Source organism: Haladaptatus sp. DYSN1, from assembly GCF_029489995.1.
Lineage (GTDB): Archaea > Halobacteriota > Halobacteria > Halobacteriales > Halococcaceae > QDMS2.
Genome location: NZ_CP120470.1, coordinates 1,923,834 through 1,940,567 on the forward strand (window position 1 = coordinate 1,923,834; position 16,734 = coordinate 1,940,567).

At 63.6% G+C, this 16,734-nt stretch carries 15 protein-coding genes and 1 tRNA gene; 8 read left to right on the forward strand and 8 right to left on the reverse strand.

Annotated elements, in window-relative coordinates; all coding sequences use genetic code 11:
• The first annotated feature begins 27 nt into the window (after positions 1-27).
• Together nucS and P0648_RS10295 are read left to right on the forward strand one after the other, a co-directional pair.
• Entirely contained in the window at positions 28-780 is a 753-nt protein-coding gene (gene nucS, locus P0648_RS10290) for an endonuclease NucS (protein ID WP_277503868.1), read from the forward strand.
• A gap of 61 nt (positions 781-841) precedes the next feature.
• Positions 842-1,360, forward strand: coding sequence for a hypothetical protein (locus tag P0648_RS10295; RefSeq protein WP_276247337.1), 519 nt, complete (start codon positions 842-844; stop codon positions 1,358-1,360).
• A 427-nt stretch (positions 1,361-1,787) separates the two neighbouring features.
• Here P0648_RS10295 and P0648_RS10300 read toward each other — a convergent pair whose 3' ends face one another.
• On the reverse strand, positions 1,788-2,243 hold the full coding sequence (locus P0648_RS10300; protein ID WP_277503869.1) for a hypothetical protein: 456 nt from the start codon (positions 2,241-2,243) through the stop codon (positions 1,788-1,790).
• A gap of 184 nt (positions 2,244-2,427) precedes the next feature.
• Between P0648_RS10300 and P0648_RS10305 the strand changes: the two genes are divergently transcribed.
• The 3 genes from P0648_RS10305 (at position 2,428) to P0648_RS10315 (ending at position 6,584) form a co-directional block, all read left to right on the forward strand.
• On the forward strand, positions 2,428-3,135 hold the full coding sequence (locus tag P0648_RS10305; protein WP_276274894.1) for a universal stress protein: 708 nt from the start codon (positions 2,428-2,430) through the stop codon (positions 3,133-3,135).
• 42 nt (positions 3,136-3,177) lie between these two features.
• Positions 3,178-5,355, forward strand: coding sequence for an amino acid permease (locus P0648_RS10310; protein WP_277503873.1), 2,178 nt, complete (start codon positions 3,178-3,180; stop codon positions 5,353-5,355).
• A 164-nt stretch (positions 5,356-5,519) separates the two neighbouring features.
• Positions 5,520-6,584 carry a phosphotransferase family protein gene (locus P0648_RS10315; RefSeq protein WP_277503875.1) on the forward strand — a complete coding sequence of 355 codons (1,065 nt, stop codon included), beginning with the start codon at positions 5,520-5,522 and terminating at the stop codon, positions 6,582-6,584.
• A gap of 176 nt (positions 6,585-6,760) precedes the next feature.
• On the opposite strand, the gene P0648_RS10320 is transcribed toward P0648_RS10315, so the two are convergent.
• A tRNA-Lys gene (locus P0648_RS10320) sits at positions 6,761-6,834 on the reverse strand.
• Positions 6,835-7,089: 255 nt separating this feature from the next.
• Here P0648_RS10320 and P0648_RS10325 point away from each other — a divergent pair.
• The gene (locus tag P0648_RS10325; protein ID WP_276247332.1) at positions 7,090-8,547 is read left to right on the forward strand and encodes a DHH family phosphoesterase; all 1,458 of its coding nucleotides are present in this window, start codon (positions 7,090-7,092) and stop codon (positions 8,545-8,547) included.
• Here P0648_RS10325 and P0648_RS10330 read toward each other — a convergent pair.
• From P0648_RS10330 to P0648_RS10345, 4 genes are all read right to left on the reverse strand, one after another.
• Positions 8,544-8,834: a PRC-barrel domain-containing protein gene (locus P0648_RS10330; protein ID WP_276247331.1), complete on the reverse strand. Its 291-nt coding sequence runs from the start codon at positions 8,832-8,834 to the stop codon at positions 8,544-8,546. The genes P0648_RS10325 and P0648_RS10330 overlap by 4 nt on opposite strands.
• Before the next feature lie 84 nt (positions 8,835-8,918).
• Positions 8,919-10,037 (reverse strand): pyridoxal phosphate-dependent aminotransferase, encoded by a 1,119-nt coding sequence (locus tag P0648_RS10335; protein WP_277503878.1) that lies wholly within the window; start codon positions 10,035-10,037, stop codon positions 8,919-8,921.
• 366 nt (positions 10,038-10,403) lie between these two features.
• Positions 10,404-10,709 carry a divalent-cation tolerance protein CutA gene (gene cutA / locus P0648_RS10340; RefSeq protein WP_276247329.1) on the reverse strand — a complete coding sequence of 102 codons (306 nt, stop codon included), beginning with the start codon at positions 10,707-10,709 and terminating at the stop codon, positions 10,404-10,406.
• A 39-nt stretch (positions 10,710-10,748) separates the two neighbouring features.
• The gene (locus P0648_RS10345; protein ID WP_276247328.1) at positions 10,749-10,931 is read right to left on the reverse strand and encodes an HEWD family protein; all 183 of its coding nucleotides are present in this window, start codon (positions 10,929-10,931) and stop codon (positions 10,749-10,751) included.
• Positions 10,932-11,088: 157 nt separating this feature from the next.
• Here P0648_RS10345 and P0648_RS10350 point away from each other — a divergent pair, with 157 nt between their 5' ends.
• Entirely contained in the window at positions 11,089-12,774 is a 1,686-nt protein-coding gene (locus P0648_RS10350) for a thiamine pyrophosphate-binding protein (RefSeq protein ID WP_277503879.1), read from the forward strand.
• Here P0648_RS10350 and P0648_RS10355 read toward each other — a convergent pair.
• Positions 12,765-15,308: a cation-translocating P-type ATPase gene (locus P0648_RS10355; RefSeq protein ID WP_277503880.1), complete on the reverse strand. Its 2,544-nt coding sequence runs from the start codon at positions 15,306-15,308 to the stop codon at positions 12,765-12,767. The two genes, P0648_RS10350 and P0648_RS10355, sit on opposite strands and share 10 nt — an antisense overlap.
• Positions 15,309-15,391: 83 nt before the next feature.
• Here P0648_RS10355 and P0648_RS10360 point away from each other — a divergent pair, with 83 nt between their 5' ends.
• Positions 15,392-16,348 (forward strand): NAD(P)-dependent oxidoreductase, encoded by a 957-nt coding sequence (locus tag P0648_RS10360; protein ID WP_277503882.1) that lies wholly within the window; start codon positions 15,392-15,394, stop codon positions 16,346-16,348.
• Here the strand turns inward: P0648_RS10360 and P0648_RS10365 are convergent.
• A complete protein-coding gene (locus tag P0648_RS10365) occupies positions 16,345-16,704 on the reverse strand; it encodes a cupin domain-containing protein (RefSeq protein ID WP_276247324.1) in 360 nt (119 codons plus the stop codon). The genes P0648_RS10360 and P0648_RS10365 overlap by 4 nt on opposite strands.
• Between the last annotated feature and the right edge of the window lie 30 nt (positions 16,705-16,734).

The following is a 16,734-nucleotide window of genomic DNA, read 5'->3' on the forward strand; positions in this document are numbered from 1 at the left end:
CTGTCCGGCAGCGTAGATGCGAGACGAATGCCCATCTCGCAACTCGAATCTCCAGACGCGGCGGCGGTGGTCGACGCCGCGAAGGCGGCCGCCCGCGACGGGTCGATGCTCACCGTTCAGGCACGCTGCGAAGTCACCTACGAGGGGCGGACGAGCGGCTCTCTGGCCGCTGGCGACCGCATTCTCGTCGCCAAGCCGGACGGGACGTTTCTCGTTCACCAGCCAACCGGCCACAAGCCGGTAAACTGGATGCCCGGCGGCGGCAGCGTCTCCGCGCGCCTCAGCGACGGTGACGCGGTCCTCCTCGCCCGGCGGACGAACCCGAGCGAACGCGTCGAAGTCAGAATCGAGGAGGCCTACGGACTCACCCGCTTCGATGCCGTAGACGGCGCGACCTACGAGGAGTCGGGCACGGAAGCAGAGATGCACGAGTTCATCAAATCGAACCCGGACGTGCTTGGCGACAACATCCGCATCGTCGAACACGAACGCGAGTCGAAGTACGGGTTTATCGACTTCTACGCTGTAGACGACGCGGGTGTCCCCGTCGTCATCGAGGTGAAACGGATTCAGGCGACGCTCAACCACTTCGACCAGCTCCAGCGGTACGTCTCGCTCTACGAAGAGACCAACGAGAACGTCCGCGGGATGCTCGTCGCACCTTCGGCCTCGACGCGCGTGAAACGCGCCCTCCGCGACAACGGCCTAGAGTTCGTCGCGCTCTCGGAGTTTGGTCGTGACGCAAAAGGGGCGACAGAGGCGAAGCTGACCGACTTTTAACGGGGACCGTGGGGAGCGTTAGGCAGGGTATACTTATGCGAATTCCTCGTGAAATGCTGACATGAACATCGCCCTTCAGCTACTCGCACGGCGACCGCTCTGGGTGACGGTCACGTTCGCCGTACTGTGTCTGGTCACCATCGCGACGGCCGTTCCGGGATACGCGCTCGGGGGAGAGCACGTACAGGCAGCGGTTTACGCGCTCGCTCTCGGACCGGCAATCGTCGCACTCGGCGTCTTCTACGCCTTTTCGAGACCGGGTGACCAGACGTGGTTTGCCGTCGTGGCCACCGTCAGCCTCGCCGCCTCGATATTCGGCCTCTTCGCCGGGTTTCTGTTCGTCCTCGGGACCACCGGGCCGTACGTCCAACCCGGTATCGCTGGACCGAACGACGTCTACCTTCTCGCGGACAACGCCGTGCAATTTCTCTTCCCGACGGCCGTCCTGTCGTTCGGGGCGTTCCTCTCTACTCGTGTTCGGCGGCCCGGACGACGGCTGGTCGTACTCTTTTTGACCGGCTTCAGCACCGTCCCCGCCATCGTCTTCGCTGCCATCTTCGTCTCTCGATACCTGCTGTGAAGTACCACGGGTCGGGTGACCCGTGGCGTCCGTGTCTACGTCTGCACCGCCACGGCAACGGACTTTAATTCCCCTCGCACTCGGACGTGCGTCCTCGTGTCTTCGAGAGTAACACCCGAACCACTGCGTGGTCCGTGAGGGTCGGTCGCTCCACCACGACCCGACAGTACCCGTTTTACCAGTCTCGTTGAATGGGTTTTGAGAGGTACCGCATTCTCAGTATCGCAACGTGATGGCGGTGCGTAAAAGGTCTTTTTACGCGGTTTGGTAGTAGTCGCCATCACTATCACTCTATTCGACTTGATTGTTTGTGAAACTATGGGTCGGCATTCACCCACGGGTCCGGTGACCCGTGGTATTCTGCCTCGAACCGTGTAGACTCGCGAAATTTGGCGTCGATGCTGCCCATCGAACGAAAAAACGAGTGTTAGCGTCCGGGCAGTGCTTCTGCGTCGTACCTGGACAACTCTGTTTCCTCGAACTGCGGCGTTCGGTCCGCGGTTCGGAGCGTGTGTACCTGTCCATCCAACTCGTAAACCTGTGCCCGGTCGTGAATCCCAACCCTGTTGAACGTCTTTCGGGAGACGATGCCACCGAGGTGGTCACCCTCGAGCGTCTCGCCGCCCTGAATCTCAAGGCGGTAGCTGACGTTCCAGAAATCAGCCTGTAGCTTGTCGTGGAGGGCCTGTGAGACGCTGAACGATGCCGGCGGTTCGTATGCGTCGTCGTACTGGTAGGGAACCTCAACGTACTGCTTCTCGGTGGTCCCGAGAGTCTGGTGGGCCAATCCAGTGCGTACCCGGTCGTTTGGTGGTCCGTAGGCGACGTCGATGGCTTTCTGCCAGACGGGTCCCCACGAAGCCACGTGGTCGAATCCGAGCACTCACGACCGACCCACTCAGAACCGAAGCACCTACGAGAACCAAACGGCGTGAAGGCAGTAGCGGTTCTACATACATTGTTGGTTAGATTCTTGTGTTCGGGCAGTTCGCCCGTGAAATCACGCTCCCTGCCGTGCTGTCGCCACGATGAATTGATACCAGTTGTATGCGAATAGATACCATACGATGGTTCTGTCCCGTGACCTGACGATTCTGGTGCCGGTCGATATCTCCGCCTCGGAGACGCCGTCGCTCTCGATTCTCGACCTGCTCGGCCCGATCGACGTGGTCCTGCTCGGCTACTTCCCGGTGCCGAGCCAGGCCGAACCCGCACTCATCAAAGACGAGTACGGGGCGGAATCGACGCGCCGTCTCGCGGACATTGTCGCTGGCAGGCAGCGCGTAACCGACGTGCTCGTGTTTACCCACGACCGTACCGCGACCATCGACCGAATCGCCGACGAGTACGACTGCGACGCGGTGCTTGCCGGCGGTGACACGACTGCTATCGGCCGCATCCTGGTTCCGCTGCGCGGCGACGTGAACCTCGAACGAATCGTCTCGGTAGTTGCAGACCTCCTGCTCGCGAGCGAGGCGACGGTCACGCTCTTTCACGCAATCCCAGAAGACACAGACCCAAGTCAGGGCGAGTTCTTGCTCCGGGGGGCGAGCGACCGAATCGCCGATTTCGGGGTGGAAACCGACCGAATACACCGACGGCTGTCTGAGGGCGGCGACCCCGTGGCCGAAATCATCGCGCTCGGGAGCGAGTTCGACCTCGTCATCCTGGGCGAGACAGAACCCTCGCTTCGCGAGCGCATCATCGGTGACGTGCCCTCACGGATTATCGAGGACATCGAGATTCCAGCGCTCATCGTCCGGGACGTGGCCTGATGGCGACACAGACGCCCGTCACGCGGAGGGCGTGGAGGGGCCATGACTGACGGCAGCGGCGAGTTAGAACGGACACTTGGCTTCCTCGAGGCCATGACCCTCGGCGGGGGCACGATGATTGGCGCAGGCATCTTCATCCTGCCGGGCATTGCCGCCGAACTTGCTGGGCCAGCGAGTGCCGTCTCGTACGCCATCGCCGGTTTCGTCGCCCTGCTCGCCGCACTCTCGCTCTCGGAGTTGGCGACCGGCATGCCGATTGCGGGCGGCAGTTATCACTACGTCAACCGTGCGCTCGGGAGCCTGTTCGGCGCAATCGTCGGCTGGGGGATGTGGACCGGCCTGATGTTCGCGAGTGCCTTTTACATGGTCGGCTTCGGCCAGTACATCGTCGCACCACTGCCAGGCATTGATGGGCGTGTTTTCGTCATCGCGCTCGGCCTCCTCGGCTTGCTGTTTCTCATCGGCGTCAACTACTACGGCACCGAAGAGTCGAGCTCTCTCCAAAACCTCATGATTGGCGCCGAGACGGCGGTCATCGTGGTCTTCGTCGCCGTCGGCATCTTTTTTATCGACCCGGTGAACCTGGAACCATTCGCTCCCACCGGACCGAGCGGCATCATTGCGACCACTGGCGTCGTGTTCATCTCGTTTCTCGGCTTCGAAATCATCGCTACCGTGGCGGGCGAAATCAAGAATCCGAGTCGCACGATTCCCTTGTCGATGCTCCTCTCTGTCGTTCTCGTGACCATCCTCTACGTGCTCGTCATGCTCGTGAGCACCGGCGTGGTTCCCTACGAAACACTGCGAGACTCTCCGATTCCCGTCTCCGACGTGGCTGCCGTCTACCTCGGTGTCGCCGGCGTCTTCGGCATCGTCTTCGCGGCCGTCATCGCCGCCATCTCGAGTTCGAACTCCTCGATTCTCGCTGCCTCCCGCGTCGTCTACGCCATGGGCCGCGACGGCCTCGTCACCGAGTGGCTGAACGTGAGCCACGACCGATTCCGCACGCCACACCGGGCCATCGTCGCGACTGGCGTCCTCACCGCCGGGTTGATTCTGCTCGGCCTCCGCGTCGAAGCCATCATTGCCCTCCTCGCGGAAGCGGCAAGTTTCAGTTTCCTCGTCTCCTACTCGCTCGTCCACCTCTCGCTCATCGTGTTTCGACGGGCCGACCCGGACGAGTACGACCCCTCGTTCAGGCTTCCGTTCCCGGTGTACCCGGTCGTCCCCATCCTCGGAGTGGTTCTCGCCGCCGTCGTCGTTTCGCAGATGGCCCCCGTCATCATTCTCATCGGCTCTGGAATCATCCTCCTCGGCATAATGTGGTACTTCGCCTACGCGCGGGGGCGCGTCGTGGGCGAGGGACTGCTCCGTGAGGCGCTCCGGACGGTCCCCGCGTCCGTGTATCGCGTCGTCGTTCCCGTGGCAAACCCCGAGACGCAGGGCGGACTTCTCAGGCTCGCCGCAGCGAGTGCCCACGCGAACGACGACCATGGCGAGCCGGAACTGGTCGCCGTGAACGTCATCGAAGACGACCCATCCCCGCTCCAGAACGTCGAAGCCGACCGGGTGGACCACCAACGAGAGTTGCTCGAAGCGGCCCACGACATCGCCACAGCGATGAACGTTCACCTGCGGACGCGGGCTATCGTCGCCCCGGACACCGCCGTCGAAATTCTCGACGTGCTCAGCGCGGAAGCCGCGGCGCAGGTGCTCCTCGGCTGGGACGGGACGCTCGACGACGGCCAGTTCGTCTTCGGCCCCGTCCTCGACCCGATTGTCACTGACGCACCCTGCGACGTGTCGCTCGTTACGCTCAGAGACGGGCATATTGGACGACCCGTCGCACTCGTCGCACCCGGCCCGAACGCGCCGGTCATCGCCCGCCGTGCAGCCGAGTTCGCGACTCTCAGCGGGACGAAGCCGACGCTGCTCACTGTCCGCCCGCCTCGCGGCGACCCTGCATCGGCCGAGCGCCGTGGCCGGGCCACCATCGACGATATCGCGGCACAGGCGGGGCTCGAACCGGACGAGTACGACGCGTCCGTCGTCGTTTCAGATGACATCGACGCGGCGATTCTCGATGCCATCGCTGACTTCGAAACGGTCTGCGTGGGCCTCTCACAGCGAACCGACGGCGCACGAATCGTTTACGGGGTGATTACCGAGCAGGTCGTCAGCCACGCCTCGGGAAACGTGGCCATGATTCGCGGGTCGTAGGTCGTTTCGCGCTCGTTTTCGCGGGCATACCCAGGCGTTGCCTCGGTTTCGTATAACAACTTCAGTGCCGACCATGCGAACGAACCGGGGCCTCCGTGACCGAATCCGTCGACTCACCGCGTTCGTTCCGAAAGTTATCTACTTGACAACAAGTTATCTCACGCATGGACGACGTCCCCGACGCCCGCGACGTTTCCGACGCGACGGTCGCGGAGATGGTTCACGCCGCGATGTCGGGGGTGGAATTCGAGACCGCGACGCCTGCCGAACGGGGTTTCTGCTCGGTCTATCGGGCCACTATCTCGCAGAACGAGACGGAGCGAGTCGCGTACGTGAAAATCTCACCCGACGGGCAGACGTGGGGCATCCCGACCGAAGCCCGAATTCAGGCGCTGCTCACGTCGCACACGTCGATTCCCGTCCCCGAAGTGCTGTGGGCCACGGACGACCACGACACCTTCCCGACCCCGTACTTCTTCATGCGCCCCCTGCCCGGCGAAGACGTCGCCTACGAACACGTCACTCGGATGAGCGACGACGCCCTCCGACGACTGGCCCGCGAACTGGGTGCCTGCCTCGGGGAACTGCACTCGCTGCCCGCGGTCGATGGCTTCGGCCACGTTCGAGTCGGTGGCCCCGAGTTGACCAACGACCGCCCGAGCGGCGACCTCGACAGCCTCACCGTCGCCAACCCACGTTCTGACTGGCCGACGTACCTCCGCGAGCGCGTCGAGAGCGAACTCGACCGACACGCAGACTCTCGGTTCTCCGACCTGACGCCCGACCTCCAATCCCACTTCGACGCGGGCATCGACGCCCTTTCCGGGCCGTTCGACTCCGTTATCGGGCGCAACGACCACGGCCTGCACAACCTCCTCATCGACACGGAGACGGGCGCACTCACCGCGATGCTCGACTGGGCCTACACGCTCGCCGTCCCCGCCCCCTTCGACTTCGAGTTTGCCGTGTACCTGACCAGCGGAGCCTACCTCGCCGGACTCCCCGAGGTTTCGGACCGCCGGGCGTTGGTCCGAGACGCGATGCTCGCCGGGTACGAGTCTGCCGCACCCAGCGGCGTCGCAAAAGTTCGAGAACTGAACCCACTGTACGAGCTCCTCGCCATGGTCCGCATCATGAACGACTTTCGCCACCTCGCCCACCCCGACGAGTTCGAGGCGGACGTGCTGGACTGGATTCGGGCCGATGTACGGGCGATTTTGGAGGAGTGAGAGGCCGGACGCGAGGCACACGCGGCGCGTGTGCCATCGAGGAGACGGAGTCTCCTCGGAATTTGAACTACGCCGAGACGGTCGGCTCGCTTCGCTCGCCGCTGCGACTCGACTAGTTCAAATCGCTTCGGTTCCGCACAGCAATCGCTCGCGGAGTTGCTCGCGATAGAATGTAGCGGGCCGGGCGCGATTTGAACACGCGACCGTCTGATTAAGAGTCAGACGCTCTGCCTAACTGAGCTACCGGCCCACGCAAATTCACCTAACGGCGGTTGATTAATATAGGTTGTGTTTCGAGTAGAGAGCGCCACGGCGTCCCATGACAGCGAGCCGGTTACTCAGCTGACGTGAACCGTTTTCGAGGGGGGTTATAACGGTTCGCCGACAGAGGGATTTACTCGGGGCGCGAACCGAGAATCAGAGTATTCTCGGGCGACGAAACCGTCACCTGTGAGCGACAAAAGGTGGGTATTATAAGTATCGTCCGCTGGATATTCCGATTACGATGAGTACAGGCATCACGATGGCTTCGATGTCGTCCTACGCGATTCTTGGCTGTGGTAGCGTCGGGCACGCCGTCGCCGAGGAGCTGGTGGGCGAGGGGAAAGAGGTCCTCATTCTCGATCAGGACCCCGGACGCGTAGAGGCCCTTCGCGACCAGGACCTGAACGCGAAGACGGCGGACATCCGCGAGGAGGACGTCATCGCAGACCTAGACCAGACGGACGTCATCCTGATTCTCTCTTCTGACGTCGCCGCGAATCGCGAGGCCGTAGAGAACATCCGCGAGCGCGGCGGGGAGCAATTTATCGTCGTCCGGGCGTCTGACCCCGTTTCCGCTGACGAACTCACGAAGGCCGGCGCAGACGTGGTCATCAACCCGTCGTCGGTCATCGCCGATTCCGCCCTCCGCGCACTGGAAAGCGGTGAACTCGAATACAAGGCCGAACAACTGGCCGAGGTCATCGACGACACGCAGTCGAAGATGGCCATCATAACCCACGACAACCCGGGTCCGGACTCCATCGCGAGCGCGGTGGCGTTGCAGGCCATCGCTAGCGCCCGCGGCGTCGAGGCCGACATCCTCTACGACGGGGAAATCGGCCATCAGGAGAATCGCGCGTTCGTGAACCTCCTCGGCATCGACCTCGTCTCGCAGGACGACGTGAAACTCGACGATTACGACACCATCGCGCTCGTTGACCACGCAAAAGCCGCGGAGAACGCGGTTCAACTGAACGCGGACATCTTCATCGACCACTACGAACCGGACCCGGACTACGACGCGGCGTTCATGGACGTGCGCCCGAACGTCTCCTCTACGTCGACGATTCTCACGAAGTACGTCCAGGAATTCGACCTGAGCCTCGGCAAGGAGGTTGCCACGGCGTTGCTGTACGGCATTCGCGCAGAGACGCTCGACTTCAAGCGCGACACGACGCCCGCGGACCTGACGGCGGCGGCGTACCTCTATCCGTTCGCGGACCACGACACACTCGAACAGGTCGAATCGCCGTCGATGAGCCCCGAAACGCTCGACGTGCTCGCCGAAGCGATTCGCAACCGCGATGTGAAGGGGAGTCACCTCGTCTCGAATGCGGGATTCATCCGGGACCGCGATGCCCTCACGCAGGCCGCCCAGCACCTCCTGAACTTGGAGGGCATCACGACGACGGCCGTGTTCGCCCTTGACGACGATACCATCTATCTCGCAGCCCGGTCGAAGGACATTCGCCTCAACATCCGAAACGTCCTGCAGGACGCCTTCGGCGAACTCGGAGAGGCCACGGGCCACTCGACGGACGCGAGCGTAGCGATTCCACTCGGTATCTTCACGGGTATCGAGGCAACAGAGAGCAACCGGGATACGCTGCTCCAGCTCGTCGAAGAAGCGGTGCGCCGGAAGCTGTTCCAGGCGATGGGCGTCGAAAGTGGCAGCAGCGAAAGCGGAAACGGAAATTAAGCGGCGATTTCTTCGTCTTCTTCCGGCTGGCGCAGGCGCTCTACGATGTCGTTGATGAGCACTACGTCGCCGACGGCACGGACCCAGCGGTAGGGGATGATGACGCCCCGGTGGCCGTCGAGTTTGCTCCGGAACAGGTCGTTGTTGAGCTGGCTCAGCGCGAGCCCCGTGACGACCTCCTGGTCTAAGTCGAGTCGGATGTCCTCGATTTCGCCCACGAACACTCCGTTGTTGGAGTAAACTTCACGGCCGACAAGGCTCGTAATTTCTTGCGGCATTGCGTCCATATGTTCGAGGTCAGTCCACGGGGCCTTAACTCTTGGCTGAGCGTCTGACGCAGCGACGACGCCGGGGGCGTGTTCCAGCGCGAGTCAGAGGTCGTCGAGCAGCGACCCGAAGGCCGAAAGTCCGACTTCGACGTCCTCCGGAGCCCGCGAAGCGGCGAGTCTGAAGCCTTCGGGGACGCCAAAGAATCGGCCGGGAACGATGAGAATATCTGCCTCCCACGCCGCCTCGGCCAGTTCGTCGCCGTCGAGCGCCTCGTGTTGGAGGAGGCCGTAGGTACACCCCGGCTGAATCGTCCCTCGGAGGTCAGGTCGGTCGGCGACGAAGCTGCTGAGTTGTGCGTGGTTCGTCGCGAGGCGGGCGTGTGCCTGGTCCGCGAGCGTCTCTGCATTGTGGAACGCCCGACGCGCGAGGGCGACACTCGGCCCGGCAACTGTCGGGACGTACTGGCAGATGTGGCGGGCGCGTTCTATGAACGGTTCGTCCGCGATGAGCCAGCCGACCCGCAGTTCGCCGAGCCCGAAGAACTTCGTGACCGACCCCGTGACGACGGTGTGTTCGAGGCCCGCGGCCGTCACGCCGCCAAACGCCGCGTCGCCGACCGCGTCCTGGACGAACGACCCGTACACCTCATCTACGAGCAATCGGGCGTCGAACTCTCCACAGAGGCGAGCGACGTCCGCGAGGGATTCACGACTGCTCAGCACGCCGGACGGATTGTGTCGATTGGTGACGATCGCGAGGTCCGTCTCTTCGGTGAGCGCGGCTTCGACCCGCGCGGGGTCGAGCTGGAAGTCAGTCTCGTCGGTTCGGAGAAAGCGGTCGGTCTGGATGTCGAGGGCGGTTGGCATCGCTACCAGTGGCTCGTAACCCGGCTTCTCGACGAGGATGCGCTGGTCGCGAGCAGTCTCGTCGGCCGCTTCCTCGGGCGTTCCGTCTGCTGAGACCGTCGTCGCGACGGCGAGGAAGTTCGCATGCGAGGCCCCGGCGGTAAGGAGGACGCGCTCTGGTTCGACGCCGTAGGCAGCGGCAATCTGTGATTCGAGGGTGACGTCCTCGGGCGGGTCGTCGAGGCCAGAGAGGACAGCGGGTGTGACGCGGGTGTAAGACGGGTTGCTCGACCGCAGGTCACTCGACCCCAGGTCGTGGGTGACCTGTGCCGGTTTACCGGCAATCCAGTCGAGATACGAGATGACGGGGAACATACCTCACCTGTGTCACGGTTCAATGTTAGTTTTCCGTCGCTAGCGGGAGTTTCACTGCGCGAACATGTCGAACAGGGTCGATAATTGTTAATAAACAACGAAAACTCTTATATATTCTTGTTCACACTGTGACCAGGTATGCAGGCAATGAAGTAAATAGGTACGCCAGCAAATGAACAGATGCCGGGTGCCTCTGACAAACCGGCAATGACCGGTATGGCAGCTTTGCCCGGGGCTGCCATACCCGGTTTCACTTTCGTCACAGAAACCGACCGTTACTCGCTTGTACCGGCGTTTCTGTGACAGGTGGGGTGGGACCTGGGGGCAGGCACGCCCCCGGGGCCGATATACTAACTCTCCCCGCCGCTATTTACTCACGACGTCGTCACGCCAGCGAGCGTACGCGTCGAGAATTCCGTCTTCGTCGAACCGCTCTATACACGGCACGTCGTAGGGATGGAGTTCCACGACCCGCGAGACGAGGTCGTCGTAGCGTGCGCCGGTCGTCTTCGCGAACATGACGACTTCGTCGTCCTCGTGAACCGTCCCCTCCCAGTGATACACCGACTGACAGGGCAACCGGTTTACGCACGCTGCGAGGCGCTCTTCGACCAGCACTCGGGCGATGTCTCCGGCCGCGTCGGGCGGCGCGGTGATGTACACGGTCGGCATCGAGATTTTTATTCGCGGGCACCAAAATGAGCGTTCGGGCTACGTGCCGAACGGATTGTACGTGCCGTTTATGTCCCACTCGTGGATGCAGTGGGCGTTTCCGGCCGCCTTCGTTCCGTCTACCGTCGCGATTCGCCAGTTCTCCGTCGCGTCGTCCCACACGTCGTGGCGACCGCACCGCTCGCAGGTGCGTTCGCGCGGGGGAACTATCGTTTCTGGCATGCGTGGTAACAGTCCACGAGACGTAATGAATCCCTCGCTGTCGTCCAGTCTGTCCGTCCCACCCCACCGAAAGCACAAAGTGACGTGCGGGTGACTCACATCCCATGCGACCACTGGTCCGACCGTTCGCCCACGAACCACCACTTTCACTCGCCGAATGAACACCGCAACTCACATCGTCGAAACCCTCGCCGAACTGGACGTCGAATTCGTCTTTGGCTATCCGGGTGGCCGCGTCATCGAACTGTTCGAGGAACTCGGAGACGCGCCCATCGACGTCGTTCGCCCCCGCGACGAACGCGAAGCCAGCGTGATGGCAGAGATGTACGGCCGTCTCACTCGAAAGCCAGGCGTCCTCGCCGGGCAGGGACCGTGGATTGGCAGCCTCGGAGCCATCGGGCAGATGGAGGCCAGACTCGGGTCCTCGCCGATGGTCGTCCTCACGGAGGCCTCAGAGCGTGGTGAGTACTCGACGCTCGCGCCCTACCAGCAGGCCCGCGGGGACTACGGCGGCCTCTCGCTGCCCGACATCCTCGGCGCGATTACGAAAGAACACTGGTTCCCCCGAACCCCGGTAGAAACGCTGCGGAGCGTCCAACTAGCGTTCAAACACGCGACGAGCGGCCGACCCGGTCCGACGGCCGTCATTCTGGACGGAGGGGCAGTTTCGAAGGAGGTTCCCGACGACCCCGTTCCACCGCTCTGGGATGCAGTCGAGCAGACGAAGACGTGGAAATCACAGCCCACGGACGCGGACCTTGACGATGCCGTCTCGGCGCTCGAAGGGGCAGACAGACCGGTCATCGTCGCCGGAAACGGCGTCCACGCCGCAAACGCCTACGAGGAACTCGTCACCGTCGCCGACCGATACGACTGCGCGGTCACCACCTCCTATCTCGGGAAATCGACCATCGCCGAGACCCACCCGCAGGCCGCCGGGGTCATCGGGTCGTTCGGCCACGAGGGAGCCAACCGTGTCGTAAGCGAGGCGGACGTCCTGCTCGTCGTTGGCTCGCGGCTGAATCCGATGGACTCGAACTGGCAGGCCCCGGACTTCATCCGCCCCGACGAACAGACCATCATCCACGCCGACGCGGACACGCGAAACGCCGGCTGGGTGTATCCCGCGGACGTGGGCCTCATCGGGGACGCGAAGGAGACGCTCGCCGCGCTCGCCGCACGCGGGGAAGCAACCGCCGGGTGGGCACTGGAGCGTGCGGAAGAAGCGAGACGCGACTTTACCGCCCCCAAGTGCGAGTCGGATGCCTCTCCCATCAAACCCCAGCGGGCGGTCAAAGAAATCGAACGTGTCGTGGACGCGGACACCATCGTCACCGCGGATTCGGGGAACAACCGCTTCTGGTTGCTCAATTACCTACAGACGCCCGCACCGCGCACCTACTTCGGGAGCGGTGGCGTCGGCGGCATGGGCTGGGCCGGGCCGGCAGCCGTGAGTGCCGCGCTCGCGACGGACAAGCACGTCGTCGCCGTCGCCGGAGACGGCGGGTTCGCCATGACGATGACCTCCATCGAGACGGCCGTCGAGTACGGCGTCGCGCCCACCTACGTCGTGCTCAACGACACGAGCCTCGGCATGGTCCGGGAGATGGACCCAGCGATGCCCGGTGTCGAGTTCCAGGACACCAATTTCGTCGCCGTCGCCGACGCTCTCGGCGGGAACGGGATTCGCGCAACGACGCCCGCGGAACTCAGAGCGGGACTGGAAGCCGGACGAGCGGCCGACCGCCCGACCGTCGTGGACGTGCGCATCGACCGCGAGGAACGGATGGCCGACACGCTCCAGTCGTCGTTCTACGCCAGTGTCGGCGGTCTTCACGAGTGAGTCCGCGCGTCGAATCGCTTGACGAGGAGCGCGACGAGGACGAACAGGACGCCACCCCCCGCGACGGTGACAGCGAGGAGCCGCCAATCCGCAATCGTGAGTCGGACCGTCCCAAAGTACGTGCGAAGCGGGGAGTAGACGACGGCGAGTTGTGCGAGAAGTGACCCTGCTACGGCGAGGAAGAGCCAGAGGTTCACGAACGGTGTCTCGCGCAACCAGCGGACGACGAACAGTTTCACGAATTCGAGAAGGACGAATCCCGTGAACACCATCGTAAGCGCGTAGGGGGTGACGGTGGGTGCGCCATCGAGGACGACCACCATGAGCGCGAGCATGACGAGCGCCGCGGCGAGGCCCGCCCCGCCGAGGAAACCGAGAAGCGGCCGGTCTACGATGCCGGTCGCACTCGCCCGTGGTGTCCGGTCCATCACGTCCTCACCGGGTTCGTCGACGCCGAGAGCGAGTGCGGGCAGGCCGTCGGTGAGGAGGTTGATCCACAGCAACTGGACGGCGGGGAGAATGAGATAGCCCGCGAGCGACGCGACGAACACCAGCACCACCTCCGCGAAATTGGCCGAGAGGAGGTAGGCGACGAACTTCCAGATGTTGTCGAAGACGGCCCTCCCGTTTCGAATCGCGGTGCGAATCGTGGCGAAGTTGTCGTCGAGCAGGACGATGTCGCTGCTCTGGGCGGCCACGTCGGTTCCACGGATTCCCATCGCAACGCCCACGTCAGCCCGTTTGAGCGCGGGTGCGTCGTTGACGCCGTCACCGGTCATGGCGACGACGTGCCCCCGCGCTTGCAGGGCTTCGAGGATGCGAACCTTGTGGGTGGGCGTCGCCCGAGCGAAGACGGCGACGTCGTCGATTCGCTCGGCGAGTGCTTCGTCCGAGAGTGCGTCGAGTTCCGTCCCGTCGAGCGTCGCCCCTCGGAGCCCAATCTGCTTTGCGATGACCGTTGCCGTCGTCCGGTTGTCCCCCGTCACGAGTTTCACGTCGATGCCCGCCCGCTGACAGTCGGCCACCGCTGCGCTCACTTCCGCTCTGGGTGGGTCGAGCATCCCCTGTAATCCGACGAATACGAGCGGACCGTCGTTCGTTCGAGCGGCGAAAGCCAGCACGCGAAGTGCCTGTGCGGCGAACGCCTCTGTCTGTTCGAGGATACGCGCTCGCATCGGTTCGTCGAGGGTGACGATACCGGCCTCGGTGCGGACGTGTGACGCCCGGTCGAGGACCATGCGGGGTGCCCCCTTGACGAACGCCACGTCGTCGTGGACCGTCATCATCTGCTGAGTTTCGGCGGAGAATGGCTGTTCGTCCACTCTCGGATGGGCTTCCCTGACCGCATCGGGGTCGAGACCGTACCACTGGGCCGCAGCGAGCAGTGCCTGTTCGGTTGGGTCGCCCACCGTCTCCGTCGCGTCGTTGCAGACGACGCCGATTTCGAACAACTGCGTGAGTTGCGAATCCGTGACGGCAGGTTCAGAAAGGTCGACGACGCGGTCCGGTACCCAGACTCGACTGACGGTCATCTCACCCTCGGTGACTGTGCCCGTCTTGTCCGTACAGATGACGTCGACCGTTCCGAGCGCTTCCACTGCGAGAAGCGACCGGACGAGCGCGGATTCGCCCGCCATCCGCCGAACGCCGAGCGCGAGGGTGAGGGTCACGACTGCCGGCAATCCCTCTGGGATGGCGGCCACCGCGAGGGACACCGCCGTGAGCCCCGCCTGGACGAGTCCCGTTCCCGCGAGCACCACGAGCAGCGGGGCGAGCAGCGACGACACCAGCAGGATGCCGAGGCCGAGACGACGACCGAGTTCGTCCAGGTCGCGCTGGAGTGGCGTCTGTGGCTCGACGGCAGTCGCGAGCGACCCCGCAATCTGGCCGACTTCGGTTTCCATCCCCGTCGCGACGACGACGGCCTCGGCCCGGCCGCGAGTGACGGTCGTCCCTCGATAGACCATGTTCGACCGTTCTGCGAGGGGCGTGGCGGCGGGAAGTGCGGCCGTCGATTTCTCCACGGGCAGGCTTTCGCCGGTCAGCGCGGCCTCGTCGCAGGCGAGTGCCTGTGCAGCAATCAGGCGGGCGTCCGCGGTAACGGCGTCTCCCTGGGCCAGCAGGAGCACGTCGCCGGGGACGACGTCGGAGGCCGCAATCTGCGTTACTGCTCCGTCCCGGCGCACGACGGCGTCCGGTGCGGCCAACTCACGAAGTGCAAGCAAACTCTGTTCTGCGCGATAGTCCTGAGCGAACCCAAACACACCGTTGGCCCCGACGATGATGGCGATGAGCAGGGCGTCGATGGCATTTCCGATGGCCGCTGACAACGCCGCCGCGAGGAGCAATACGAGAATGAGCGGGCTTCGAAACTGCGCGAGGAGAATCGTAAGTGGCGCTCGCCCCGACGTATCTACGAGGCGGTTCGGGCCATGAGACGTGAGTCGGCGCGCGGCCTCCTCGCTCGCTAACCCCGTCGACCTGCCATCGAGGGCAGAGAGCGTTTCCTCGACCGTCGAATCGTGGCCCACCACACACTACTGTTCGTCAGACTGATAGATAGGCGTAGCGTCGGCCACGGCAACGTTTTTCGCAATTCCGTACATCGTTCGTGACAATGGCAGAAACGGTACTCGTCACCGGCGGCACCGGCTTCATCGGGGCGTACGTCGCCCAGGACCTCGTCCACGCAGGCCACGACGTGGTCGCGTACGACCTCTCGACAGACACGACTCGTCTCGCAAAACTCGGCGTCGCAGACGACGTGACGGTGGTTCGCGGCGACGTGACCGACCCGACCGCTGTGGTCCGAGCGGTCAAAGAGTCGGGCGCGACCCGCATCGTCCACCTCGCCGCGCTGCTCACGACGGCCGCGGAGGCCGACCCGCGCGCCGCGATGGACGTGAACATCCAGGGGACGAACAACATCTTCGAGGCCGCTCGCACGCTCTCAGACCAGGTCGAGCGCGTCGCGTGGGCCTCCAGCGCCGCTGCCTACGCTCCGCCGAGCAACTACGGCGAGTGGGTGACCGAAGACGACCTCATTTACCCCGACACCCTCTACGGCGCGACGAAGGCGTACAACGAACACCAGGCAAAGGTGTATCTGGAGGAGTTCGGCGTCTCGCACGTCGCCCTGCGCCCGACGGTGGCCTACGGTCCCTACCGCGAAACCGGTGGCTCTGCGTTCCTCGCGCAGATGATAGAGCGCCCCGCCCTTGGTAAGTCCTTCGCGGTCGAATACGGCGACCAGATTATCGACTGGCAGTACGTTCGCGACATCGCTCAAGCCTTCAGACTCGCCGCGTTTGCGCCGGACGAAGACCTCAGCCAGCGCGTCTACAACGTCCGCGGGCAACTCGCCACGATTCGCGAGGCAGCAGACGTGGTGAAGACGGTCATTCCGGACGCAGACCTCTCTGTCTCAGACGAGGGCGAACTGCCGTGGACGCAAGTGCTGGACATGACCAAAGCCCAGCAGGACCTCGGCTACGACCCCGAGTACGACCTCGAAACCGGGATTCGAGAGTACGTGAACGTGCTGCGCGAGGAAGAGGGGCTGGAACCGCTCTAATCTTCGTTCAACACGATTCCGTCGTCTTTGACGTTCGGCGCACCGACGATGAACACTTCACCGGGTTTCACGCAAACGAGTTGGCGGATTTCTTCGGGTGAGACGACGACGATGTCGCCCGCATTCAGTTCCTCCGTCTCCGTTTCGTAGCGCATCTCGAACGTCCCGCTCAGGACGTGGTAGAGTTCCTCTTGGGTCTTCTGCTTGTGACGGTTCAGCCAGTCGCCCTGCTCGAACACCCAGACGTTCGGGCGCATCTTCTGGGGACGAAGTTCGTAGCCGACGGCTTTCAGGCGAGGGGATTCTTCGCCGACCTCACGGACGTCGATTTCGTCGAGGTTGACCTTCGCGTGCATACCCACTCCTTCGCCGCCTTCCGCCAAAAA

Excerpts from the sequence above, each read along its gene's own strand:
- P0648_RS10295 (WP_276247337.1), top strand. The coding sequence starts at position 842 with ATGAACATCGCCCTTCAGCTACTCGCACGGCGACCGCTCTGGGTGACG.
- P0648_RS10310 (WP_277503873.1), top strand. The coding sequence starts at position 3,178 with ATGACTGACGGCAGCGGCGAGTTAGAACGGACACTTGGCTTCCTCGAG.
- P0648_RS10335 (WP_277503878.1), bottom strand. The coding sequence starts at position 10,037 with ATGTTCCCCGTCATCTCGTATCTCGACTGGATTGCCGGTAAACCGGCA.
- P0648_RS10325 (WP_276247332.1), top strand. The coding sequence starts at position 7,090 with ATGAGTACAGGCATCACGATGGCTTCGATGTCGTCCTACGCGATTCTT.
- P0648_RS10350 (WP_277503879.1), top strand. The coding sequence starts at position 11,089 with ATGAACACCGCAACTCACATCGTCGAAACCCTCGCCGAACTGGACGTC.
- P0648_RS10305 (WP_276274894.1), top strand. The coding sequence starts at position 2,428 with ATGGTTCTGTCCCGTGACCTGACGATTCTGGTGCCGGTCGATATCTCC.
- P0648_RS10365 (WP_276247324.1), bottom strand. The coding sequence starts at position 16,704 with ATGCACGCGAAGGTCAACCTCGACGAAATCGACGTCCGTGAGGTCGGC.
- P0648_RS10330 (WP_276247331.1), bottom strand. The coding sequence starts at position 8,834 with ATGGACGCAATGCCGCAAGAAATTACGAGCCTTGTCGGCCGTGAAGTT.
- nucS (WP_277503868.1), top strand. The coding sequence starts at position 28 with ATGCCCATCTCGCAACTCGAATCTCCAGACGCGGCGGCGGTGGTCGAC.
- P0648_RS10360 (WP_277503882.1), top strand. The coding sequence starts at position 15,392 with ATGGCAGAAACGGTACTCGTCACCGGCGGCACCGGCTTCATCGGGGCG.
- cutA (WP_276247329.1), bottom strand. The coding sequence starts at position 10,709 with ATGCCGACCGTGTACATCACCGCGCCGCCCGACGCGGCCGGAGACATC.
- P0648_RS10345 (WP_276247328.1), bottom strand. The coding sequence starts at position 10,931 with ATGCCAGAAACGATAGTTCCCCCGCGCGAACGCACCTGCGAGCGGTGC.
- P0648_RS10315 (WP_277503875.1), top strand. The coding sequence starts at position 5,520 with ATGGACGACGTCCCCGACGCCCGCGACGTTTCCGACGCGACGGTCGCG.